We start from the raw sequence: 22,596 nt of genomic DNA, 5'->3' as shown, positions 1-22,596 counted from the left end.
TTGAGGGTGGGATCAGACTAGACAGTCGCGACGCGAGGGGCGACCGGATTTCCGTCAGGAGCCGGCGCCCGCGACCTCCGGCGGCCAGACGCCCGGTCTGAGTACCCCCAGTGCATAGGCCCTGGCCACCAGTTCCGTGCGGTTGGACGCGTCCCAGCGGGACGACAGGCGGCGCAGGTGGTAGGTCACGCCGTCGGTGGTGAGGCCGGTCTCCCGGGCGGCTCGGGCCGTGGTGGTACCGGCGGCCAGGAGGGCCAGGATGCGGGCCTCCGTCGGGGTGACCCGGGCCTGTTCCGCGGGGGCGGCGGGGGAGGGGGTGCATGCGGGGTCCACCCTGAGCATCACCAGCAGGGCCGGGGTGTCCTCCGCCGTGTCGCTGACCGGGTCCGCCGTCAGTTCGCCGGTGCGCTCCGCGCCGCCCGGGGCCCGCCAGCGCACCGACACCTGGTAGCGCGAGCGGTGCCGCAGGCGCAGGGCCTCGGCGATGCGCTCCACCTGCGTGGCCTCCCGCGGGCTGAACAGCTCCAGCACATCGCGGCCGCGCAGCCGTCCCGGCGTCCTGCCGCACTCCGCCGCCATCGCCGGATTGGCCAGCAGTACCGCCCCGTACACGTCACACACCGCGACCGGCATCGCGACCCGGTCGAACAGCAGCAGCGCGCGGTTGCGCCACGTCACGGCCTCGTGCCGGGCCAGGTCCACGGACTTCTCCTGCCACGCCGGGCCGCTCCCGCGCAAGAGCGGCGCATCTGCTCGCACTACACAATCATGTAGGGCAGCGGCGTCGCCGCCCGGGCCCTGTGGATCACGCTGGATCGCAGTACTTCCGTACCGTGAAAGGCAGTTGCCGCGTCATGCCCCCCACCGGACAGACTCCCCTGACCGCCGACGACCTCCCCGGCGTCCCCGTCGCCGACATCTCCGCCACCGGACCCGGCGGTGCGCCCATCCAGCAGGTCATGGACCTGATGCGCGAGCACGGGCCGGTCCTCGTGCGGCGGCTGTACGGGCGGGACACCCTGTTCGTGAGCGACCTGGACCTCGTGGCCGAACTCGCCGACGAGCAGCGGTTCGCCAAGCACATCGGTCCCGGCCTGGGCAACGTCCGCGAGTTCGCCGCCGACGGTTTGTTCACCGCGTACAACGACGAGCCCAACTGGGCCAAGGCGCACGACATCCTCATGCCCGCCTTCGCGCTCGGCTCGATGCGCACCTACCACCCCGTGATGCTGGAGGTGGCCCGCCGGCTCATTGCGTCCTGGGACCGCGACGCCCGCGCCGGGCGGCCGGTGAACGTGCCCGACGACATGACCCGCATGACGCTCGACACCATCGGACTGGCCGGCTTCGGCTACGACTTCGGTTCCTTCGAACGGGCCGAGCCGCACCCCTTCGTCCAGTCGATGGTCCGCTGCCTGGAGTGGAGCATGACCCGCCTGGCACGCGTCCCCGGCCAGGACTACACGGCACAGGACGCGGCCTTCCGGGAGGACTCCGCCTACCTCGCGCGGGTCGTCGACGAGGTCATCGCCGCGCGCACCGGCACCGACCAGAGCGACTCCGACGACCTCCTCGGCCTGATGCTCACCGCCCGGCACCCGGCCGACGGCACCACGCTCGACACCGCCAACATCCGCAACCAGGTCATCACGTTCCTGATCGCCGGTCACGAGACCACCTCCGGCGCAATGTCCTTCGCGCTGTACTACCTGGCCAAGCACCCCGCCGTACTTCAGCTGGTGCAGCGCGAGGTCGACGCTTTGTGGGGCGACCGGGCCGACGTCGAGCCGACGTTCGACGAGGTCGGCCGGCTGACCTACACCCGTCAGGTCCTCAACGAGGCGCTCCGGTTGTGGCCCACCGCCGCCGTGTTCTCCCGTGAGGCCCGCGAGGACACCCTGCTCGGCGGCCGCATCCCGCTGCGCGCCGGGCAGGGCGTCCTGGTCCTCTCGCCGATGCTGCACCGGCAGCCCGTATGGGGTGACAACCCGGAGCTGTTCGACCCCTCCCGCTTCACGGCCGAGGCGGAGGCCGAGCGGCCGGTGCACGCCTTCAAGCCGTTCGGCACCGGCGAGCGGGCCTGCATCGGGCGGCAGTTCGCGCTGCACGAGGCGACCATGCTGCTGGCCATGCTCGTCCACCGCTACCGGGTGGGCGACCACGCCGGCTACCGGCTCGACGTCAAGGAGACCCTCACCCTCAAGCCCGAGGGCTTCACCCTCGCCCTGACGCCCCGCACCTCCGCCGACCGCGTCCACAGCCCGCTGCCCGGAGCGGTCCCGGCCCAGGACACCGCCTCGGACGAGCCGCACGACCTGCCCGCCCGCGTCCGCCCCGGCACCGCCGCCCTCTTCCTGCACGGCAGCAACTACGGCACCTGCCGTGAATTCGCGGCCCAGCTCGCCGACGAGGCCGCCGCCATCGGCTGCACGACCGAAGTGGCCCCTCTCGACGCCTACGCGGGCGGCCTGCCCACCGACCGGCCCGTCGTCATCACCGCCGCCTCCTACAACGGCCGCCCCACCGACGACGCCACGGCCTTCGCCGCCCGGCTCGAGGAGACCCACGACTTGTCGGGCGTGACCTACGCCGTCCTCGGGATCGGCGACCGCAACTGGGCCGCCACCTACCAGCACGTCCCCACCCGCATCGACGAGCGGCTCGCCGAGTCCGGCGCCGCCCGGCTGGTGGAGCGCGCCGCCGCCGACGCCTCCGGCGACCTCACCGGCACCGTCCGCGCCTTCACCGCGTCCCTGCGCACAGCACTCCTGGAGCGCCACGGCGACCCGGACGCCACGACCCCGGACCCCGAGCCCGCCTCCGCCTACGAGGTGCGCACCCTGACCGGCGGACCACTGGACGTCCTCGCCGAACGGCACGGCCTCGTCCCCATGCGCGTCACCGAGGCGCGCGACCTCACCGCCCCCGGCTACGCCCGGCGCAAGCGGTTCCTGCGCGTCGCCCTGCCGGACGGCGTCACCTACCGCACCGCCGACCACCTCACCGTGCTCCCCGCCAACGCCCCCGGCCTCGTCGCCCGCGCCGCCGCCGCGCTCGGCGCCGACCTGGACACCGTCCTGGACATCCGCGCCACCCGCCCGCGCCGCGACGGCATCGCCGTGGACCGCCCCGTGACGGTACGGCAGCTCCTCACCCACCACGTGGAGCTGCAGGAGCGCCCGAGCGCCGGGCAGCTGGCCGCGCTCGCCGCCGCCAACCCGTGCCCGCCGGAGCGCATGGCCCTGGCCGCCCTCACCGACGACCCGCGCACCCTGGTGGAGATCCTGGAGGACCACCCGGCCCTGCGCGGCGCCCTGGACTGGCCCCGGCTCCTCGACCTCTTCACCCCGCTGCGCCCGCGCCACTACTCGATCTCGTCCTCGCCTGCCGTCGACCCCGGCCACGTGGACCTGATGGTCTCGCTGCTGGAAGCGCCCGCCCGCTCCGGCAAGGGCGTCTACCGCGGTACCGGCTCCGGCCACCTCACCACCGTCGAGCCCGGCGACACGGTGTACGCGCGTGTGCAGCCCTGCCGGGAGGCCTTCCGCATCGACGTCACCGGCGACTCGGCACCGGTCGTCATGGTCGCTGCGGGCACCGGCCTCGCCCCGTTCCGCGGCACCATCGCCGACCGTACGGCCGCCCTCGCGAGCGGCACCGAACTCGCCCCGGCCCTGTGCTACTTCGGCTGTGACGCCCCCGACGCGGACTTCCTGCACGCCGAGGAACTGCGCGCCGCCGAGACCGCCGGCGCCGTCCTGCTGCGACCCGCCTTCAGCCGGACGCCCGAGGGTGAGGTGCGGTTCGTGCAGCACCGGATCGCCGCCGAGGCCGAGGAGGTCTGGGGGCTGCTGGACTCCGGGGCGCGGGTGTACGTCTGCGGTGACGGTTCCCGAATGGCGCCCGGGGTACGGGAGGCGTTCCGTACCCTGTTCCGGAAGCACACGCCGGGCGCCGACGAGACGGCCGCCGAGCAGTGGCTCGACGGAATGATCGCGGACGGGCGTTACGTCGAGGACGTGTACGCGGCCGGCTGACCGATGCGGCAGGGGAGGGGTGGGCACACGGTGGTGGACTCCTGGGAACGGGCCCGGCACATCCTTCAGGCGGCGGGCCTGGACCCCGGCCGCCTCGCCCACCTCACCCCGCTGACCGGCGGCACCTACAACACCGTCGAGGAACTCCGCCTGACCGGCGGCAGCCGCTACGTGCTGAAGATCCCGCCCGCCCCCGCCGTCCCCGGTCTGCGGCACGAGAAGCGGCTGCTCGTCTCCGAGGCCGAGTTCTACCGCTCGGCCGCCCGCGTCGGGGTCCCCGCGCCGCGGACGGTGTCGGCGGGGGACGACTTCCTGCTGATGACGGCCCTGCCCGGCGAACCGTGGGACGGCACCCTCACCGACCCGGAACAGACCGCCCTGCGCACGGACCTGGGACGCCAGGTGGCCCGGCTGCACGAGGTGACCGGCCCCGGCTACGGCTATCCCTCCGGCGCCCTCGGCCCGCTCGCCCCCGACTGGCGAACGGCGTTCACGGCCATGCTCGACGCCGTCCTCGACGACGCCCGGCGCTACGGCGCCCGGCTGCCCCTGCCCCCCGACGCCGTGGCCCGTACCGCCGCGTCCGCGTACGGCTCCCTCGACGAGGTGACCCGGCCCTGCCTCGTCCACTTCGACCTGTGGCGGGGCAACATTCTCGTCGACCGCGTGGACGGCCGGGCCCGCATCGGCGGCCTCATCGACGGGGAGCGCATGTTCTGGGGCGACCCCCTGGCCGACTTCGTCTCCCTGGCGCTGCTCGGAGACATCAGGAAGGACGAGGACTTCCTCGGGGGCTACCGCGAGGCCGGCGGCCGGGCCCGCTTCGACGCCCCGGCCCGTCAGCGACTGGCCCTGTACCGGGTGTACCTGTACCTGATCATGCTGACCGAAACGGTGCCCCGCGAGGCCGGGGTGGAGCAGCAGCGCTGGGTGCAGGAGACGGTCGCCCCCGAACTCGTCGCGGCCCTGGACGAGATCGAGCAGACCTCCTGAGCCCGCCGACCGGACACCGGTGACCTGCTGAGCGCGCCCACCGGACACCGGTGACCTCCTGAGCCCATGGACCGGACACCGGTGTATCCCTGAGCCAGCCGATCGGACACCGGTTAGCTCACCTCGTGAAATAAGGAGTGGAGGAATCTCGCGCCCGGGTCGGCACCGCCGGTATGTTGCAGGTCGGACAGGGGACGCGAGGGGAGCCACATGGCTGCGCGGAACGGGCGCACGGTACGCGATCTCAGGCGGGCCAACCGCACGGCCGTGCTGCAGAGGCTCTACTTCGACGGCCCGCTCAGCCGCTTCGAACTCGGCCCGGCGACCGGCCTGAGCTCCGGCTCCGTCAGCAACGTCGTCGCCGACCTGGTCGCCGACGGACTGGTCGAGGAAGCCGGCACCGTCGACTCCGACGGCGGCCGCCCCCGCACCCTGCTGCGCGTCGCACCCGGCAGCGGCCACATGATCGGGGTCGACGTCGGCGAGACCCGGGTCCGGGTCGAACTCTTCGACCTGACCCTCACCGAACTCGCCCGTGCCGAGCACCCGCTGGCACCCCAGCGCTACGAGGTCGAGGCCATCGTCGGCCACATCCGTCAGGGCATCGCCGAGGTGCTGGACACCGCCGGCCTCGCGCCCGAGCTGCTCCTCGGCGTCGGGATCGGGGTCCCCGGCATCGTCGAGCGCACCGCGGACCGTGGCGCGCTCGTGCACGGGCAGACCATCGGCTGGGACGCCGTCCCCCTGGAGGCGCTGCTCCGCGCCGGTTCCCCGCTGCCGGACACCGTCCCGTACTTCATCGACAACGGCGCCAAGACACTGGGCCAGGCCGAGATGTGGTTCGGCGCCGGACGCGGCGCCCGCAACGCCGTCGTGGTGCTGTTCGGCTCCGGCGTCGGCGCGAGCCTCGTCACCCCGGACGTGGAGCAGGGCCGCGCGGTCGAGTGGGGGCACCTGACCGTACGGGTGCGGGGCCGCCGCTGCCGGTGCGGGGCGCTCGGCTGTCTGGAGGCGTACGCGGGGGCCGAGTCGCTGCTGGCCCGCTGGCGGGAGGAGGGCGGCCGGGTCCAGGACGGCGCCGACGAGGAGACCGCCCTCATGGCGATGCTCGCAGCGGCCCACCCGCCCGAGGGCGGCGCGGCCGACCCCGTCGCGCTGGCCGTCCTGGAGGAGACCGCCGAGTACCTGGGGGCGGGCCTGTCCGACCTGATCAACCTCTTCCAGCCCGAGCGCATCCTCATCGGCGGCTGGGCCGGCCTGGCGCTCGGCTCGCGCTTCCTGCCCGCCGTACGCCGGCACGCCGTGTCGTACGCGCTGCGCCACCCGGCCCGAAGGGTGACCGTCGACCTCGGCCGGCTCGGGCCCGACGCGGTCACGGTCGGCGCCGCGATCCTGCCGCTCGCCGACTTCTTCGCCCGCGGCGGCCGGCGCCCCGACCCGGCACCGGAGTACCCGCTCCCCGCGTGGCGCACGGCACTTCAGGAGCGGACCCCGAGCTGAGGTTTCGCCGATCACCGCGGAGGTACTCGCGTGGCGCCCGGACCACAGAAGGGAGCACGCCGTGACCGACCACCGCCTCGAAGGACCCGGCGAGAACGGTGAGCCCATCCCGCGGGACATGCCGGACCAGCAGGCAGACGTCGGCGAGGACCCGTGGGAGGTCGCCCCGCGCTTCACAGGCACGGGCGAGGGCGAGAAGACCGAGCGCCGAAGCGGCGACGAGACCGACGAGCCCACCGGCGACGTCCCCGACACGGACGAAGCGGGGACGGGTCGGCAGGGAGCACCGCACTCGGGAACGGTTCACCCCGAGCATCCGGTGCCGGACGAGCCCTCCGCCTGAGGAGGGCATCCCACCGAGGGCCGCAGCCGACTGTGGGGGTCGGCTGCGGCCCTCGGGCATGTCCCCCTCGGACATGCCCGGCTCGAACATGTCCCTCGAACATGTCAGGAGCCGCTCAACCGGTCCTGCGCGGGTCCGGATGGCAGAGCCGCTCGCCCGGTGGTGAGCGGATCGGGACGCCCACGGCCGCTCGCCTCGTGCACCGCCCGGCCGCGATGCCCTGCGCCGGTCGCCCGGTGGTGCATGGCTCGTCCGCTGCTCGCGGGGCTCAGCGGGGCTCAGCCCACCTTGCGTCCCCGCAGCGGTTCCGTCGGCGCCCCCGCGCCTTGCTGGAGGCCCAGCAGGAACTCCTCCAGCACCTCGGGAGCCGTGTGCTCCGGCCGCCAGCCGAGTTCCGTACGCGCACGCGTGCAGTCCATGAGCGGCAGCCGCAGCACCGCGTCGAACAGGTGCGGGGAGGCGGGCAGCAGATGCAGACCCCAGGCGGCGGCGATCGCCGACCGCGCCACGCCGCGCGGCAGCCGCACCGGACGTGCGTCGAACATCTCGCCCAGCAGCCGCGCGTCCACCGGCGGGTCGGCCGCCAGGTTGAAGGCGCCGCGGACGTCGGCGCGCAGCGCCAGGCGGTACGCGTTCGCCGCGTCGTCCGTGTGCAGCGCCTGCATCCGCAGCCCCGGGATGTCCGGCAGGAACGGCAGCAGCTCCGGGCGGACCGGCGGGCCGGGCAGGAACCGGCCGCCGAAGATGCGGCGCTGCTCGCTCGCGGACTCCCGCTGGAAGAGGAAGGCGGGCCGCATCCGCACCACCCGCGTCTCGGGGTGGTCGCGCTCGAAGGTGTCCAGCGCCCGTTCGAGGTAGGCCTTCTCCCGGCAGTACGCGGCGTCGGGCCAGCCGTGTGTCGGCCACGACTCGTCCACCGTCTCGTCCTTCGGTCCGGGCGAGTACGCGCCGACCGAGGAGGCGTGCACCAGAGCCGGGACGCCCGCCCCGGCCACCGCCTCGAAGACCCGCATGCTGCCGAGCACGTTCGTGCGCCAGGTCGTCGCCGGGTCGTGCGTCGGCTGGAACGCCCAGGCCAGATGGACCACCGCGTCGGCGTCCGAGAACCGCTCCACGAGGTCGGACCGCTCGGAGGCCAGATCGACGGCGGCCCAGTCCGTCCTCGGCGGCGACCAGTCGGGGATCCGCCGGGCCAGACCCAGCACCGAGGCGACCTCCGGATCCTCCGACAGCAGCCGCACCACGCTCGTGCCGACGTTGCCGGTGGCGCCGGTGACGACGACCCTCATGCCCGTTCCGCTGCTCACGTCGTGCTCCTCCCGGCTGCCCGGTTCCATGAGAGGTGACCGAGTACCCGGGACGCACGGATTGCATGTGGGGGAGAGGACCGCCCCGGCCGGACGGCGGAATCGCGGCCGGGGCGGCTCAGGGGCCCGGGTCCGGTCCGGACCCAGGCCTTGTGCGACGGACGACCATCTGCGGCTGTTCCGCACCCGGCACCCGGCACCCGGCACCCGGCACCAGGCCCGGTGCGGTGTGTCACTGCTCCTGGTCGCCCGGCACGGTCTCGGCCCAGAGGTTCTCCGCCTGGAGCAGCAGCGTGCCCAGGACAGCGGTGTGGGCCGCCCCCTCCCCGGCGTGCCGGCGCAGTCCGTCCTGCAACTCCTCGTGCAGCTCCTGCATGGCCTTCTCGGTCTCCTCACCCGGCCGGGCGGTCACACTGCCGTCGCACAGACTGTCGGCCTCCGCGCACAGGGCGTCCCCGATCAGCTCCAGCAGGCGGGCGTACGAGCGCAGGGCCGGGCCCTCGGGCGGGGCGGGAGTGCGCTTGTCGTCCACGGACACCGCGAGCGCCCGGGTCAGCGTGGCGACGTGCCCGGTGACCCTGCTGAGCCGCTCGTCCTCCTCCACCGCCGGCAGGACACCGTCGTGCGGCACCCGGTGCAGTGCGCGCAGTGGGGCATAGGTCAGGCGCAGGCTCTCCTGACTCCACCGGCGTGCCGAGCGAAGCGCCTTCAGGCGGTGGTCCAGCCGGTTCGAGGCGCTGACCCAGCCGGCCGCGGTCTGCGCGTCCCACTCGCCCTCGCGCAGGTCGCCGGCGATGAGGTGCAGCACGTCCCCCGTCTCCCGGGCGAGCGCCGCCAGGTTCGTCCGTACGTCCCGCAGGTGGATCGGCGGCAGGACGAACGCGTTGACGGCGACGCCGATGACGGCGCCGATCGCCGCCTGCTCCACCCGATGCCCGACGGCGGACAGACTCACCATGCCCGAGGAGATGGTGAACAGCGCCGTGGTCGCCGCGTAGATGCCCTGGTCGCCGAAGCGGGGCCAGTTCGCGAGCAGCATCAGCACCGGTACGGACAGGGCGATCGCGCCGAGCGTGTCGTCGGTGATCGCCTGCGCCGCCGAGGCCACCAGCGTGCCGACGCAGATGGCCCCGAACTGCCGCGCCCCTTGCACCAGGGAGCTGAAGACGGTGGCCTGCACCAGCACCAGCGCCACCCAGGGCGCCATCAGCGCCAGCGGGTCGCCCATCCAGACGCCGCCCACCACCCAGGCGAGCACGGCCGCCCCGGCGGCCTTCAGCGACTGGACGACCAGGTCCCGCTCCCGCCCGGGCCCGCGCCAGGCCGCCCGCACGGCCTCCCAGGCCGACCGCGAATCCCGCCGCACGGCATCCATCGGCCGCACGCTCCGCGTTCTCTGCTGCAGATGGTCCATCCGCCCCCGAGCCGTGGATGCTCCTTGGGGCGATGCGTCCGAGGCCGCCCCCGTGTCTCCGTTCATGTCCCTCCGCCCGCGGAGGGCTCCCGCCCTCCGCCGTACCGCACTGGTCACACGCGTCATGCGCTGTGGGTATCCACCTGACCGGCGGTTTCACGTCCGTTCATGCCAGCGGGCTGTCGCCGAGGGCGGACAGCAGGTGCGCCGGGTCGGCGTAGACCGCGTCCGCACCGGACTCCGCGAGGTCGGCGCGCGGAATGCCGCCGCACAGGACGCCCACACAGCGGACCCCGGCCCTGCTGCCCGCCCGCATGTCCCACACGGTGTCGCCGACGAACACCGCACGCTCCGCCGGCACCCCCGCCAGCTCCAGGGCGTGCTCCACCGGCTCGGGGGCGGGTTTGCCCTCGTTGACGTCGTCGGCGCTCGCCGTGGCGGCGATGGCCTCGTCAGCGTCGATCGCCCGGCGCAGCGCGCTCAGCTCCGCCCCGCCCGCCGAGGTGGCCAGCACCACCGTCCAGCCGTCCCGGTGCAGCCGCCGCAGCAGCGCTCCGGCCTCCGGCAGTGCGGGCAGCCGGTCGAAGTACTGCCCGTACAGCGCCTTGTGACCGGCGCTGATGTCGGCGTCCTGGCCGGTGTCCCGGTCATCGCCCAGCAGATGGGCGACCAGGTCGGTCGACGGCAGGCCCACGGCCCGGTGGATGGCGTGCATCGGCACGTGGTGGCCCGCCTGCCGGAACGCCTCCCACCAGGTCACGACATGCAGATGGTTGGTGTCGACCAGAGTGCCGTCGACGTCGAACACGGCCGCCCGTCCCGCGCTTCCCATAGGTGCGTTCCCTTTCTCTCGGGTCAGGCGGGTACCACGTCAGCCGCCCGCCACGCCGGACGGAATCCGACCTTCACGGGTCCAGGCCAGCAGTTCGTCGAGGGACCACGTGGTCACCACCCGCTCGGGCGGCACTGCGCACTCCTCCGCCCGTGCGCACCCGTTGATCTGCCAGTCCAGCTGCCCCGGCGCGTGCGCGTCGGTGTCGATCGAGAACAGCACCCCGGCGTCCACGGCCCGACGGAGCAGCCGCCGTGGCGGGTCCAGCCGCTCCGGCCTGCTGTTGATCTCCAGGGCCGTGCCCGTCTCCGCGAGCGCGGCGAACACCTCGTCCGCGTCGAACTCCGACTCCGGCCGTCCCCGCCCGGTCACCAGCCGCCCCGTGCAGTGCCCGAGGACGTCCGAGTGCGGATCGCGCACGGCGGCCACCATCCGCCGGGTCATCGACCGGGCGTCCATGCGCAGTTTGGAGTGCACCGACACCACCACCACGTCGAGCCGGTCCAGCAGCTCCGGCTCCTGGTCGAGCGTGCCGTCCTCGAGGATGTCGCACTCGATGCCGGTCAACAGGCGGAAGGGTGCCCAGGTCTCGTTGAGCCCCGCCACCACGTCCAGCTGCTCCCGCAGCCGCTCGGGCGACAGCCCGCGAGCCACCGTCAGCCGCGGCGAGTGATCGGTCAGCGCCGCCCACTCATGGCCCAGCCCGGCGGCGGCCCGGCCCATCTCCTCGATCGGGCTGCCGCCGTCCGACCAGTCGGAGTGCAGATGGCAGTCACCGCGCAGCAGGGCCCGCAGCTGCTCCCCGCCCCGCACGGCGGGCTGTTCCCCCGCCTCGCGCTCCAGCTTGTCCAGATAGCCGGGGACCTCGCCGGCCAGCGCCTCCCGCACCACCTGGGCGGTCTTGGGGCCGACGCCCTTGAGCTTCTCCAGCGAGCCGTCCGCCGCCCGCAGGCGCGTCTCGTCCCCGCCCAGGTCCTTCAGTACGCGGGCCGCCGTACGGAAGGCGCGCACGCGGTAGGTCGGTGCCAGGGACCGCTCCAGCAGGAAGGCGATCCGGTCCAGTGCCTCGACGGGATCCATCGTCACCTCCACCTCAAGCGTTGCCCAGCGCCCGGCGGGCCGCACGGCGGGCGGCCGACCGGGCACACCGGCGGCCCCGTCGGCCGCACGACGGGCGGCCCGGTTTGCCCGGTGTGCCCCCGGGTACTGCGATGCCTCGCCCCCACCCCTCGACGAGGAGACCTGCCATGTCCGCAACCACCGCGCCCACCAGCAAAGTCGCCGTGATCACCGGCGCCGACTCCGGCATCGGCCGCGCCACCGCGGTCCACCTGGCGCGGGCGGGAATGGACGTCGGCATCACCTATCACTCCGACCGGAAGGGGGCGCAGGAGACGGCCGAGGAGGTGCGTGCGCACGGGCAGCGGGCCGAGGTCGCCCGGATGGACCTCACCCGGCTGCCCGACGCCGCCGACACCGTCGACGAGCTGTGCGAGCGGCTGGGCCGCATCGACGTGCTGGTCAACAACGCCGGCACCGGCACCATGACGCCCTTCCTCGACCTGGAGCTGGCGGACGTGCGCGAGGTGCTCGACGTGGATCTCGTGGGGCCCTTCCTGTGCGGGCAGAAGGCGGCCCGGCACATGATCGGGCACGGCGAGGGCGGCCGCATCATCAATGTCACGTCCGTCCACGAGCACCAGCCGCGGGTGGGTGCCGCCCCCTACTGCGCGGCCAAGGGCGGCCTCGGGCTGCTCACCCAGGTCATGGCGCTCGAACTGGCCGAGCACCGCATCACCGTCAACGCCGTCGCCCCCGGTGAGGTCTCCACGCCCATGACCGGCCAGGAGGACACCGACCCGCACACCGAGAGCCGCCCGGGCATCCCGCTCGGCCGGCCCGGAGACGCCCGGGAGGTCGCCGCGGTCATCGCCTTCCTCGCCGGTCCGGACGCCTCGTACGTCACCGGCGCCTCCTGGAGCGTCGACGGTGGCATGCTGCGCATGGGCCCGCAGGCCGGGTCCCACCTGACCGGCCACGACTGGCGCCGCCCCTGAGCGGCCGGCCGGCCCGGCGGGAGCCCTGGACCCGCGTCGGCGCCGGTTGCGTTCTAGGCTCGATGCATGACCGAAAGCGCGAGCCCGTACATACCGCACCCGCGGATCCTGGTGCTCGGGGTACAGCCGGGCACACCGCCGTTCCGGATCGTGCAGATCGACGGCCAGGTGGTCGGGGAGGCCCGGGCCGTCACCGACGTGCTGGCGGCCGCGGCCGCGTTCGGCATCCCCGTGCACGACATGGACGATCCGGACGTGGTCCGCTGGGTCGGCGGAGACAAGTTCACCTGGACCTTGCATTAGCGCCGCACGCGGCGTGTGCCGCCAGACGGCCCTGTTCTCGTATAGCTACGGCCAGGTGGTGTGTAGCGCTGAGTGACGGTCCCGGGCCGTCGTTTCCCCTCGCCGGCCGCCTTGTTGAGCTGAACGAGTGATCGTGGGTGGGCGGAGGGTACGGTGCGGCAGGACTGGGAGCCGGAGGACCTGATCGACGTCTGGACGCTAGTCGAAGACGACATGAAGAGGGTGCGGAACAAGTCCGGGCCAACCCGGCTCGGGTTCGCGCTGCTACTGAAGTTTTTCGAGGTGGAGGCTCGGTTCCCGGAGTCGCCCAAGGAGGTTCCGGCCGCCGCGATCGAGTACGTGGCCCGACAGGTGAAGGTGCCGACCGAGGCGTGGGCCCGCGGCGCACGGGTTCCGGGCGAACACCGAGGAGGACCAGGAGCGGCTGGCCGGGTGGCTGGCCACCGAGCTGTGTGCGCCCCGGGCCTGGAGAGTTTGCTGGCGGAGGTGAACAAGCTGGAGCGGGTGAGGCGGCTGGAGCTGCCCGCCGACGTGTTCGCGGACGTGTCGGAGAAGCTGGTGGACGCCTGGCGGGCACGGGCGTCGAAGGAGTATCCGGCGAACTTGGAGCGAATGAAGCCGCCCCGGCGCCTGACGCTGGTTGCCACGCTGTGCCACGTTCGGCAGACGGAGATCACTGACTCGTTGGTGGACCTGTTCATCCAACTCGTACTGAAGATCAACACCCGCGCGGAGCGGAAGGTCGACAAGGAGCTGAACAGCGCACTGGCGGCGGAGGCTCTCGCCGCTGCTGAAAGCGCTGGAGCTGAAGTGCAACAACACCGCATACCGGCCGGTGATGGACGCGATTGACCTGCTGTAGCGGTACCTGGAGCAGCCGCTGAGGGAAGGCGCGTTCTTCGACCCGGCGGAGACGGTATCGCTGGAGGGTGTCCACGGGCGGGGTTGCGATCGTCAAGAAGCACGGCGAGCCGTGGATCAGGGTATCCCCGCGCGGCAAGCAGGAGGAACCGGAGTCCCTGGTCGCCATCAAGGGCGAGATCGAACGGCGTTGGGGGACGATCGACCTGCTGGACATCCTGAAGTACGCCGAGTTCGACACCGGCTTCACCGCCGAGTTCACCTCGGTGGCCACCCGCGAGAACCTGTCCAAGGACGTGCTGCGGCGCCGACTGCTACTCGTGCTGTTCGGGCTGGGCACCAACATGGGCATCAAACGCGTCGCGGTGACCGGCAAGCACGGCGAGAGCTCGGGCCCTGCACGCCTACCTGAGCTGGCGCAATGCCAACTCCTGCCACCGCGACGTCCTGGCCGCCGAGCGCAAAGAACGCGCCCGCATCCGAAGCGAGAAGGGCATCCGCCGGGGTGGCCGACCGCTCTCCGCAGCAGCCTGACCAGCCAACCGCGGCCGAACCTCTCCTCTGTGGCGGAAACGCCTGAGCCTATGCCCGGGGTGTACCGTCCCAGCGCCATGCGGTGAGACGAGGGTGCCCGGGTAGTTCGGCGCGTCCGGTGGCCCACAAGAGGGTGGGCCAGGTATCCGTGGACAACGGTGCGTTCGGAAACAGCCGGGCGAGCACCCGAGAGCACAGATCGGCAGGCGGGCTCCATGCGAGATCGAGTCCTTGTGCCAGGTCGTGCGTGTGCACCAGGGTCTCCACGATCCCCATCGCCGCGAAGCCCTCGGCGTCCGAGACGCCGAAGACGTGGTGAGCGCGAGTCTGCGGAGGCGTCGTGCGCACCATGGCGACCAGCAGCGCGCCGCTCGCTTCCAGCACCTGCAGCAAGCCGGCGGGCCCCGCCTTGCGGTTCGCGTGAATGGCGTTCGCTGGGCCGCCAGGCCGTCGGCTCTCCCATACGAAGGGCACCTCGCCGTCCAGGGGCGGTGTTTTGGGACCCAGTTGCGCAGCGTAGGCGAAGAGGTCGTCGCTGAGGTGCTCGACGGTTTCCCAGCAGTCCCATTCCAGCGAACCGGCCTTGCCTTCCCAAGCAGCTGGGGGCGCCTCGCGAAGGACTGCCACAGCGAGCTGCACGGCAAGGTCGAGGTCATCCGCGGTGACGGGGGGCTGGGAGAGGCCAACATCGGCTGATCGGGACATGGCAGGACCGTACCGCGACCGGAAGGAGCCACCCCTCCCATTAATCACCAGTCCACCAACCCGGCGAACGTATGCGGTCACAGCACTGGAAGCGGAACGACGAGTAGCTGTCAAGACCTGTGGATGGGAGCCGCGCTGACCCAGCGGTGATAGGCGTCTACGTCGACGTTGCTACCACACACGATGGTGACGACGTGTCGGCCAGCGAAGCGGTCACGGTCTTCGAGGATCGCCGCGATGCCGAGCGCTGCCGACGGTTCGACGACGAGGCCAGCGTGGTCAAGCAGCATCCGCATGCCGGCGATGATCGACGCCTCTTGGACCAGGACGGCGTCGTCAGCGACCAGAAGGAGGTCGTCCAGGACGGCCGGGATGGGAAGTCGGCCGGCGACGCCGTCAGCGATGGTGTTGGTCGAGTCGGTGGTGACGACACGTCGTTGGCGCCACGAGTATGTCAGCGCTGGTGCGCCCAGCGGCTGGACGCAGATCACCTCGACCTCGGGTGCCAATGCCTTCACCACATGGCCCACGCCGGTGGCCAGCGCCCCACCGCCGAGAGCGATCAGGACAGTGTCGAACGACGGCACGGTGTCCACCAGTTCCAGGCCGATGGTCGCCGCGCCCTCGCAGGTCTCGATGTCCAGGCTGTCTTCGACCAGCCGGATGCCGTCGTACCGCGCGATGGCCACCGCCCGCTCGCGAGCCATCTCGTGGTCGCCGTCCACCAGCTCCAACCTGGCGCCCAGCGCGCGGATGCGATCAAGCTTGGCCGCAGTCGCGAAGCGGGATGCCACGACGGTGACATCGAGCCCTCGGCCGCGACCGGACCACGCGAGGGCTTGGCCAAGGTTGCCCGCGCTGGCGCACACCGCGGCTCGCGAGGCATTGTCGGCCAGCAGGCTCGCGACGACCTCGGTGCCGCGGGCCTTGAAGCTGCGGACCGGGTTCGCCGTTTCGAGTTTGATGCTCACCGCGCACCCGAGGCCGGGCTCCAGCGCCTCGCAGCGGTAAAGCGGAGTGTCGAGAAACACTGGGTCGATTACCCGGCGAGCCGCCCGGATCCGAGCAGTATCGAGGCGCGTCTCCTGCACGACACAGCAGCGTAACGCCACCAGCGCTGGTTCCATGAGCAACTCGGAGCGTTCGACGAGGTGACCATGCTCGAAGCGGGCGTCGGCCCGGACGAGGGCGACGAGGTGGGGTGCGGTGACCGCACGCCAGCGCGCCTGGGCGGACTCGACAACTTTGAACACCATCTCCAGGGCGGCGGCCAGCATCCGCCTCCCGCCCTCGCGGACGATTGCTTGCTCCGGAATCGACTGCTACCGCTGTCCGCCGACCCTCGCACCGACCGCAGACCGCAGACCGCAGACCGCAGACCTGAGTGTTACGCAGGGGTACACGCGTCCTGGCCGCAGCTATACGAGAACCGGGCCTAGACCTTGCCCGCTGACGGCTTCTGCTCCGCCCGGGCCGGGCGGGGTTTGCGTGCGTGGACGGCCCTGCTGAGGCGGCGCCCCAGCAGCAGGTAACCGATGAGCGCGCCCGTGGTGTTGAGGATGACGTCGTCGATGTCGAAGGCGCGGCCGGTGACGAGAGCCCCTTGGGCGAACTCCACCAGGAGCATCACGATCGCGGTCAGGAGCAGCACGCGCAGGATGCCGCGGGTGCGGGGGGCGACCACGGGCACCAGGACACCGAAGGGAATGCCGAGCAGGATGTTTCCGCCGATCTGCTTGTACGCGTCCCGAAGTTCGGGCTGGTCGAGATAGGCCTTCAGGGAACTGCCCGGTTGCAGATTGCTGTGGGTCAGCGCCTCCGAGGCCGGCGAGGGCTGCAGGGTCAGCCGGGCCAGCACCACCGCGAAGGCGACCATGAACAGGAACGCGCACAGCATCGCCAGCAGCCGGACGGGCCACGGGAGCGGGCGTCGCTCGCTCCCGTGCCCGGTGGTCCGGGAACGTGAGGCAGCACTGGCCATGGGGGGTCCTCCACTCTTCAATTTCCCTGCGTGACAGGGCGGTTACCCCCGGACACACCGACGATGCCGTGGGGGGCGGGCCACGGTCCCGGGCGGTGTCGCCCGGGACCGTTCCCACCCTCGGTTGCCCCGCGTTCCGCCCCGGCACTCCCGGACGGTGTGACTCCCGATGAGCACGACGCCGCAGGGCGCACGGGCCCTGCGGCGCCCCGGAAGCCGGTCAGCTCCCGTACGAGACGCGCACCTCCTTGAACCCCAGCGAGCGCAGCAGGCCTTCGAGCATGCCGGTGGTGTTCGACTCGGCGCGTGCGGTCAGCTCGCTCTCCTTCGCCGCGTCGCCGATGTGCCGCACCGCGAGCTTCTGCACGGCCTGCTCTCCGTTGGGGTTGTCCGAGAAGAGGTCGCCGAGCCGGTCGAAGAGACCGCGTTGCTTGGAGACCGCGTAGGAGCGATCGGGGTCGAGGGCGGGCCTGCCCAGTTGCGCGTGGGGCAGCCGGAGTGTGGCGGACGTGCGGTCGGCGTTGACCCGCACGTCGTTCTCGCCGACCTTGCCCAGGTCGACGTAGGCGTCGACGGTGCCCGCGCCGACGTACAGGGTGCGGGTGCCGCGGATCGCGTCGGGCAGGAGCTTGGCGTCCTTCTCCAGGTCCACGACGACCTGGAAGTTGCCGGACGCGGCGTCATAGCGGCTGATGTCCTGGATGGACTTCAGCAGCGCGGGGCCGGACCGGTCCTGGGTCTCGGTGCCGAACAGGTCCTTCAGGCCCGGGATCACGCTCAGCCGGAGTCCGGCGAAGAACACGACGAGCAGCAGCACGAGCGCGGTCACCACCTTCGCCCAGCCGGGCATGCGCCCGGGGAGGCGCTTGACGGGAGTCGTCATGCGACGGCCCTCCTTCCTACTGACCGGATGCCCGCCACACCCCCTGCCAGACCGCCGAGTTCGGGATGGGGCGACTCCGGCGGAAGCATGCGGGGCGCATAGCCGTCAGGGGCGGGGCGTCGCCTCAGGCTGCTCCAGCGCCGCGTCCAGCGTCGGCTGTGGAGGCAGCAGCCGGGACAGGCCGGTGATCCGCAGGACGCGCAGCGTCAGCGGGTGCGCGCAGACGAGGAGCACCTGGCCCCGCCGCTCGAGCACCCGGCTGCGGGCTCGGTACAGCAGCCGCAGTCCGGAACAGTCGAAGAAGTCGATCCCGCTGAGGTCGATGACGATCCGGGCGGCCGGGCGGTCCGTCTCCCGGTCCAGGTGCGGTGCGATCTCCGAGGCCGCGGCGAGATCGATCTCGCCGCGGAACTCCAGCACCGTGTGTCCCGGTTCCCGGCGCACGCGCAGATGCCGGGTGAGCGGTGCAGGTTCCTGCCGCACGACGAGATCGCCTCCAGCCTGCTCCGTGCGTGGGGAGGGGCTACGGCCTCAATGCCGGTCCCCGCCCTGCAAGTTACCCTCCAACGAGTGAATTTGAGCATGTTCGATTGACATATGTCTTTGAATTCCTGCCGAGTTGGCCGAGGTTCGCGCCGGGGCGTGCGCGGGCGTGGTTCCGAGGCGTGCGCGGGCGTGGTTCCGAGGCGTGCGCGGGCGTGGTTCCGGGGCGCGTTCCGAAGTCCCGGCGGGTCATGACAGGGCGTGCCAGGCCTGGGTGAGTGCCTTGCGGAACTGCTCGGTCTGACGGGTGGTGAGGTCGCGCACCATCCGCTCCTCCAGGGCCCTGACCGGCCCGGAGTACTCGGCGAGCAACTCGCGGCCGGAGTCGGTGAGCAGGATCAGCAGCTCCCGGCGGTTGCGGGGGTTGCGCTCCCGGCGCACCAGTCCGCGGCCTTCCAGGGAGCGGACCACGTCCGCGACGGACTGGGCGGTGACGAAGGAGTCGCGCGCCAGCTGGGCCGCGGACAGTCCGTCGTGCCGCTCCAGCACGGTCAGCGCCGTGTACTGAAGCGCGGTGATCCCGGAGGGCCGGACCAGCTCGTCCAGATGGGAGCGCACGACGAGCTCCACCTGTTTGACCATGTAGAGCAGGGAGGGGGGCGCCTTGGAAGCCTGTGCGTCCAGCATGGAGACAGGCTAGAGCATTGACAGGATTCCTGTCTCTCATGAGACTGCGCACAGACAGGAATCCTGTTTATTGAAACTTGGCGCAATGTGGCGACGAGGCTGAGGAGCGGCGATGACCCCCTTCGAGAGCACACCCGGTCGACTGTTCATCGGGGGCCGATGGCGCGAAGCCGCCGACGGGGCGCGCACCGAGGTGATCGACCCGTCCCGGGGCACGGCCGTCACCACCGTCGCCGAGGCGGGCCCCGCCGATGTCGACGCGGCCGTCCGCGCCGCCCGTGAGGCCTTCGACGACGGTGCCTGGCCGGGTCTCAGCGGCCGCGAGCGGGGCCGGGTGCTGCAGCGCGTCGCCCAGCTGATCCGGGAGAACGCCGACGAGCTCGCCGCGCTGGAGAGTCTGGACGTCGGCAAGCCGATCACGCTGTGCGGCGCGGTCGACGTCACCAACGCGGCCAACGACTACGAGTACTACGCCCACCTCGCCCAGAGCCAGGACGGCGCCCTGCGCGACCTCCCCATGAACGCCCTCGCCTACACCAGGCGCGAGCCCCTCGGCGTGGTCGCCGCGATCACCCCGTTCAACTTCCCCCTGATCCTGGCCGGTTCCAAGCTGGCCCCGGCGCTGGCCGCCGGCAACACCGTCGTCCACAAGCCCGCCGACGAGACCCCCCTCAGCGCCCTGTACATGGCCCGGCTCCTCCAGGAGGCGGGTGTCCCCGACGGCGTCGTCAACGTCGTGACCGGCAGCGGCCCGGTGGCGGGCGAGGCGCTGTTGCGGCACCGCGGTGTCGACAAGGTCGCCTTCACCGGCTCCACCGCCATCGGCCGGCACGTGGCCGGCGTCGCCGGCGAAGCGCTCAAGCCCGTCACCATGGAACTCGGCGGGAACGCGGCCCACATCGTCTTCGAGGACGCCGACCTCGAGAAGGCGGTCGGCGCCGTCATCAAGGGATTCGTCTTCAACACCGGCCAGTTCTGCATGGGCGGCCCGCGCCTGTTGGTGGCCCGCTCGGTGTACCCGGCACTGCTCGGCATCCTCGCCGAGGCCGTGCCCGGTGTACCGGTCGGCGACCCACGCGACCCGGCCACGGTCGTCGGCCCGATGGCGGCCGGGAAGCACCTGAGGAAGGTCGAGGAGTACGTCGCCCTGGCCCGCAAGGAGGGCGCCCGCATCGTCTGCGGCGGCGAACGGCTCGACCTCGACGGCGGCTACTACTACAAGCCCACCGTCATCGCCGACCTGGCGAACGACTCCCGCGTGATCCAGGAGGAGATCTTCGGCCCGGTCCTCACCGTGCAGCCCTTCGACGACGAGGACGAGGCCGTCGCCCTCGCCAACTCCACGCCCTACGGCCTGGCCTCGGGTGTCCAGACCAGCAACCTCGCCCGTGCGCACCGGGTCGCCGGCCGGCTCCAGGCGGGCATCGTCTGGGTCAACGACTGGGCGATGCTCGACCCGGCGGTGCCCTTCGGCGGGGTGAAGGACTCCGGCTACGGCCGCGAGTACGGGCCCGAGGCCCTCGCCGGTTACACCAAGGTCAAGTCCGTCGTCGTCTCGCTCGACTAGACACCGTCAAGGAGTCATCGCGATGTCCCACACCACCCGTGCCGCGGTCGTCGAGTCCGGCGGCGCGCCCTTCACCCTCTGTGACGTCGTCCTCGACGCGCCCGGCCCGCACGAGGCGCTGGTCCGCATGGCCGCAACCGGCCTGTGCCACACCGATCTCGGGGTGGCGAGCGGCGGGCTGCCCTTCCCGCTGCCCGGCGTCCTCGGCCACGAGGGCGCGGGCGTAGTCGAGGCCGTCGGCCCCGCCGTCACCGGCGTCGCGCCGGGCGACCACGTCCTGCTCTCCTTCACCTCCTGCGGCGACTGCCGCAACTGCCGCGGCGGGCACCCGGCGTACTGCGCGACCTGGCTGCCGCTGAACCTGATCGGCGGCAGCCGGGCCGACGGCACCAGCACCATCAGCCGGGGCGGCGAGGCGCTGGGCGGCCACTTCTTCGGCCAGTCCTCCTTCGCGGAGCTGGCGCTGGCCGACGAGCGCAGCCTGGTCAAGGTCGACCCGGACGTGCCGCTGGAGTCGATCGCCCCGCTGGGCTGCGGCGTCCAGACCGGTGTCGGGGCCGTGTGGAACGTCCTGAAGCCGCAGACCGGCACCACAGTCGTCGTCCTGGGCGCCGGAGCGGTCGGCCTGTCGGCCGTGATGGCGGCGGCGCTCACCCCGGCCACCAGGATCGTCGCCGTCGACCGGGTCGCCGAACGCCTGACCCTGGCGCGGGAGCTGGGCGCCACCCACACCGTCGACACGAGCGGGACGGACCTCGCCCCGGCCCTCGCCGAGATCACCGCGGGCCAGGGCGCGGACGGCATCGTGGAGACCACCGGCAATGTGGGCGTCCTGCGCCAGGGCGTCGACGCGCTCGCCGCCCGCGGCACCCTGGTCGTGGTCGGCGCCCCGCCCTTCGGAACCGAGGTCGCCCTCGACGTCAACGGCCTCCTCGGCGGCAAGCGCGTCGTCGGCCTCACCCTCGGCGACAGCGAGACGCAGACCATGATCCCCGCCCTGGTCGCCCTGGTGAAGGACGGGCGGCTTCCGCTGCACCGCCTGATCGGCACCTACCCCTTCGAGGACATCGACCGGGCGGTCCAGGACATGAGGTCCGGCAAGACGATCAAGCCGGTCCTGACGTTCTGACACCGCCCGCGACGCCGGCTCAGTCGTTCAGCAGCACCAGCTTTCCCGTCGTACGACCGGTGTCGCCGAGGGTGTGCGCCTCGGCGGCCCCGGCCAGCGGGAAGGTCCCGGCGATCGTGGCGCGCAGCTTCCCTGCCTCCACGAGTTCCGCGATCGCCTCCATGCCGCCGCGGTCGGCGTCCACCAGCATCCGCAGCGCCCGCACGCCGAGCCGCTCGGCCTCCTCGTAGAGCTCGTCCGAGCCGCCCGGGAGGATCGAGACCAGGACACCGCCGGGGCGCAGCACGCGCAGCGAGCGCAGGGCGTTGTCGCCGCCGATCGTGTCCAGGACGACGTCGGCGTCCTTCACGGCCTCGGTGAAGTCCGTCTCGCGGTAGTCGATCGTCTCGTCGACGCCGATGCCGCGCAGGAACTCGTGCTTGCCCGCGCTCGCCGTGCCGATCACGTAGGCGCCGCGCGCCTTGGCGATCTGCACCGCCACGTGCCCGACCCCGCCGGCCGCGGCATGGACCAGCACCCGCTGCCCGGGCCGGAGGTCCGCGTGTTCGGTCAGCGCCTGCCAGGCGGTGAGCGAGACCAGCGGGAGCGCGCCCGCCTGGGTGTGGTCGACGCCGGCCGGCTTGCGAGTGAGGGCGCGGACCGGGGCGATGACGTACTCGGCGTGCGAGCCGTGCCCGTACGGGTAGGGCAGCATGCCGAAGACCTCGTCACCGGGCGCGAACGCCACGACGCCGATGCCGACCGCCTCCACCACCCCGGAGACGTCCCAGCCGAGGACGAAGGGCGGTTCGCCCAGGAATCCACCGGTGGCGCGGTGCTTCCAGTCGGTCGGGTTGACCCCGGCGGCCCGCACCCGGACCAGCACCTCGTTGGGCTTCGGTACCGGGCGCTCGATCGCCACTTCCTTCAGGACCTCGGGGCCGCCGAGGACGTCCTGGCTGATGGCTCGCATCGTGTTCTGTGTGCTCATGGTCAACCAG

At 72.3% G+C, this 22,596-nt stretch carries 21 protein-coding genes and 3 pseudogenes; 11 read left to right on the top strand and 13 right to left on the bottom strand.

Annotated features, from left to right (window positions below; all coding sequences use genetic code 11):
- Positions 1 to 54 precede the first annotated feature (54 nt).
- Complete coding sequence (locus tag AB0B29_RS29250; RefSeq protein WP_362244608.1) at positions 55 to 702, bottom strand: PAS domain-containing protein; 648 nt, start codon at positions 700 to 702, stop codon at positions 55 to 57.
- Between the two features lie 152 nt (positions 703 to 854).
- Between AB0B29_RS29250 and AB0B29_RS29245 the strand changes: the two genes are divergently transcribed.
- The 4 genes from AB0B29_RS29245 to AB0B29_RS29230 all read left to right on the top strand — a co-directional run bounded on the left by AB0B29_RS29245 (position 855) and on the right by AB0B29_RS29230 (position 6,873).
- Complete coding sequence (locus AB0B29_RS29245; RefSeq protein WP_362244452.1) at positions 855 to 4,037, top strand: cytochrome P450; 3,183 nt, start codon at positions 855 to 857, stop codon at positions 4,035 to 4,037.
- Positions 4,038 to 4,067: 30 nt separating this feature from the next.
- Positions 4,068 to 5,030, top strand: coding sequence for a phosphotransferase family protein (locus AB0B29_RS29240; protein ID WP_362244451.1), 963 nt, complete (start codon positions 4,068 to 4,070; stop codon positions 5,028 to 5,030).
- A 210-nt stretch (positions 5,031 to 5,240) separates the two neighbouring features.
- Positions 5,241 to 6,530, top strand: coding sequence for an ROK family transcriptional regulator (locus tag AB0B29_RS29235; protein WP_362244450.1), 1,290 nt, complete (start codon positions 5,241 to 5,243; stop codon positions 6,528 to 6,530).
- A gap of 61 nt (positions 6,531 to 6,591) precedes the next feature.
- Positions 6,592 to 6,873 carry a hypothetical protein gene (locus AB0B29_RS29230; RefSeq protein WP_362244449.1) on the top strand — a complete coding sequence of 94 codons (282 nt, stop codon included), beginning with the start codon at positions 6,592 to 6,594 and terminating at the stop codon, positions 6,871 to 6,873.
- Between the two features lie 278 nt (positions 6,874 to 7,151).
- Here the strand turns inward: AB0B29_RS29230 and AB0B29_RS29225 are convergent, their stop codons facing one another.
- From AB0B29_RS29225 to AB0B29_RS29210, 4 genes are all read right to left on the bottom strand, one after another.
- Positions 7,152 to 8,180, bottom strand: coding sequence for an SDR family oxidoreductase (locus AB0B29_RS29225; RefSeq protein ID WP_362244448.1), 1,029 nt, complete (start codon positions 8,178 to 8,180; stop codon positions 7,152 to 7,154).
- A 232-nt stretch (positions 8,181 to 8,412) separates the two neighbouring features.
- Positions 8,413 to 9,555, bottom strand: a complete 1,143-nt coding sequence (locus AB0B29_RS29220) for an FUSC family protein (protein WP_362244447.1) — start codon at positions 9,553 to 9,555, stop codon at positions 8,413 to 8,415.
- A gap of 205 nt (positions 9,556 to 9,760) precedes the next feature.
- Positions 9,761 to 10,426 carry an HAD family hydrolase gene (locus AB0B29_RS29215; RefSeq protein ID WP_362244446.1) on the bottom strand — a complete coding sequence of 222 codons (666 nt, stop codon included), beginning with the start codon at positions 10,424 to 10,426 and terminating at the stop codon, positions 9,761 to 9,763.
- A 39-nt stretch (positions 10,427 to 10,465) separates the two neighbouring features.
- Positions 10,466 to 11,506 (bottom strand): PHP domain-containing protein, encoded by a 1,041-nt coding sequence (locus AB0B29_RS29210; RefSeq protein WP_362244445.1) that lies wholly within the window; start codon positions 11,504 to 11,506, stop codon positions 10,466 to 10,468.
- Positions 11,507 to 11,673: 167 nt separating this feature from the next.
- On the opposite strand from AB0B29_RS29210, the gene AB0B29_RS29205 reads away from it, so the two are divergent.
- From AB0B29_RS29205 to AB0B29_RS29185, 5 genes and pseudogenes are all read left to right on the top strand, one after another.
- Entirely contained in the window at positions 11,674 to 12,483 is an 810-nt protein-coding gene (locus AB0B29_RS29205; RefSeq protein WP_362244444.1) for an SDR family oxidoreductase, read from the top strand.
- Positions 12,484 to 12,549: 66 nt separating this feature from the next.
- On the top strand, positions 12,550 to 12,786 hold the full coding sequence (locus AB0B29_RS29200; protein WP_362244443.1) for a hypothetical protein: 237 nt from the start codon (positions 12,550 to 12,552) through the stop codon (positions 12,784 to 12,786).
- Between the two features lie 153 nt (positions 12,787 to 12,939).
- Positions 12,940 to 13,638: a DUF4158 domain-containing protein gene (locus AB0B29_RS29195; RefSeq protein WP_362244442.1), complete on the top strand. Its 699-nt coding sequence runs from the start codon at positions 12,940 to 12,942 to the stop codon at positions 13,636 to 13,638.
- Between the two features lie 77 nt (positions 13,639 to 13,715).
- Positions 13,716 to 14,003, top strand: a pseudogene (locus AB0B29_RS29190) (Tn3 family transposase); the annotation flags it as partial.
- Positions 14,004 to 14,031: 28 nt separating this feature from the next.
- A pseudogene (locus AB0B29_RS29185) lies at positions 14,032 to 14,181 on the top strand (IS630 family transposase); the annotation flags it as partial.
- 48 nt (positions 14,182 to 14,229) lie between these two features.
- Here the strand turns inward: AB0B29_RS29185 and AB0B29_RS29180 are convergent.
- The 7 genes and pseudogenes from AB0B29_RS29180 to AB0B29_RS29150 all read right to left on the bottom strand — a co-directional run bounded on the left by AB0B29_RS29180 (position 14,230) and on the right by AB0B29_RS29150 (position 18,920).
- Complete coding sequence (locus AB0B29_RS29180; protein WP_362244441.1) at positions 14,230 to 14,886, bottom strand: maleylpyruvate isomerase N-terminal domain-containing protein; 657 nt, start codon at positions 14,884 to 14,886, stop codon at positions 14,230 to 14,232.
- Between the two features lie 110 nt (positions 14,887 to 14,996).
- On the bottom strand, positions 14,997 to 15,977 hold the full coding sequence (locus AB0B29_RS29175; RefSeq protein ID WP_362244607.1) for a threonine ammonia-lyase: 981 nt from the start codon (positions 15,975 to 15,977) through the stop codon (positions 14,997 to 14,999).
- A gap of 48 nt (positions 15,978 to 16,025) precedes the next feature.
- Positions 16,026 to 16,157 (bottom strand): annotated as a pseudogene (locus AB0B29_RS29170) (IS256 family transposase); the annotation flags it as partial.
- A gap of 164 nt (positions 16,158 to 16,321) precedes the next feature.
- A complete protein-coding gene (locus AB0B29_RS29165; RefSeq protein ID WP_362244440.1) occupies positions 16,322 to 16,867 on the bottom strand; it encodes a VanZ family protein in 546 nt (181 codons plus the stop codon).
- A gap of 220 nt (positions 16,868 to 17,087) precedes the next feature.
- Complete coding sequence (locus AB0B29_RS29160; RefSeq protein ID WP_362244439.1) at positions 17,088 to 17,750, bottom strand: DUF4230 domain-containing protein; 663 nt, start codon at positions 17,748 to 17,750, stop codon at positions 17,088 to 17,090.
- Positions 17,751 to 17,855: 105 nt separating this feature from the next.
- The gene (locus AB0B29_RS29155) at positions 17,856 to 18,233 is read right to left on the bottom strand and encodes an anti-sigma factor antagonist (protein WP_362244438.1); all 378 of its coding nucleotides are present in this window, start codon (positions 18,231 to 18,233) and stop codon (positions 17,856 to 17,858) included.
- Between the two features lie 249 nt (positions 18,234 to 18,482).
- A complete protein-coding gene (locus AB0B29_RS29150) occupies positions 18,483 to 18,920 on the bottom strand; it encodes a MarR family winged helix-turn-helix transcriptional regulator (protein WP_362244437.1) in 438 nt (145 codons plus the stop codon).
- A gap of 112 nt (positions 18,921 to 19,032) precedes the next feature.
- On the opposite strand from AB0B29_RS29150, the gene AB0B29_RS29145 reads away from it, so the two are divergent.
- Both AB0B29_RS29145 and AB0B29_RS29140 read left to right on the top strand, forming a co-directional pair.
- Positions 19,033 to 20,487: an aldehyde dehydrogenase family protein gene (locus AB0B29_RS29145; protein WP_362244436.1), complete on the top strand. Its 1,455-nt coding sequence runs from the start codon at positions 19,033 to 19,035 to the stop codon at positions 20,485 to 20,487.
- Between the two features lie 22 nt (positions 20,488 to 20,509).
- Complete coding sequence (locus AB0B29_RS29140; protein WP_362244435.1) at positions 20,510 to 21,616, top strand: NAD(P)-dependent alcohol dehydrogenase; 1,107 nt, start codon at positions 20,510 to 20,512, stop codon at positions 21,614 to 21,616.
- A 19-nt stretch (positions 21,617 to 21,635) separates the two neighbouring features.
- Here AB0B29_RS29140 and AB0B29_RS29135 read toward each other — a convergent pair whose 3' ends face one another.
- The gene (locus AB0B29_RS29135; RefSeq protein WP_362244434.1) at positions 21,636 to 22,586 is read right to left on the bottom strand and encodes an NADP-dependent oxidoreductase; all 951 of its coding nucleotides are present in this window, start codon (positions 22,584 to 22,586) and stop codon (positions 21,636 to 21,638) included.
- Positions 22,587 to 22,596 lie beyond the last annotated feature (10 nt).

It is taken from the genome of Streptomyces tibetensis (assembly GCF_040647715.1).
Taxonomy (GTDB): domain Bacteria; phylum Actinomycetota; class Actinomycetes; order Streptomycetales; family Streptomycetaceae; genus Streptomyces; species Streptomyces tibetensis_A.
This window is presented reverse-complemented; position numbering and strand designations above follow the sequence as displayed.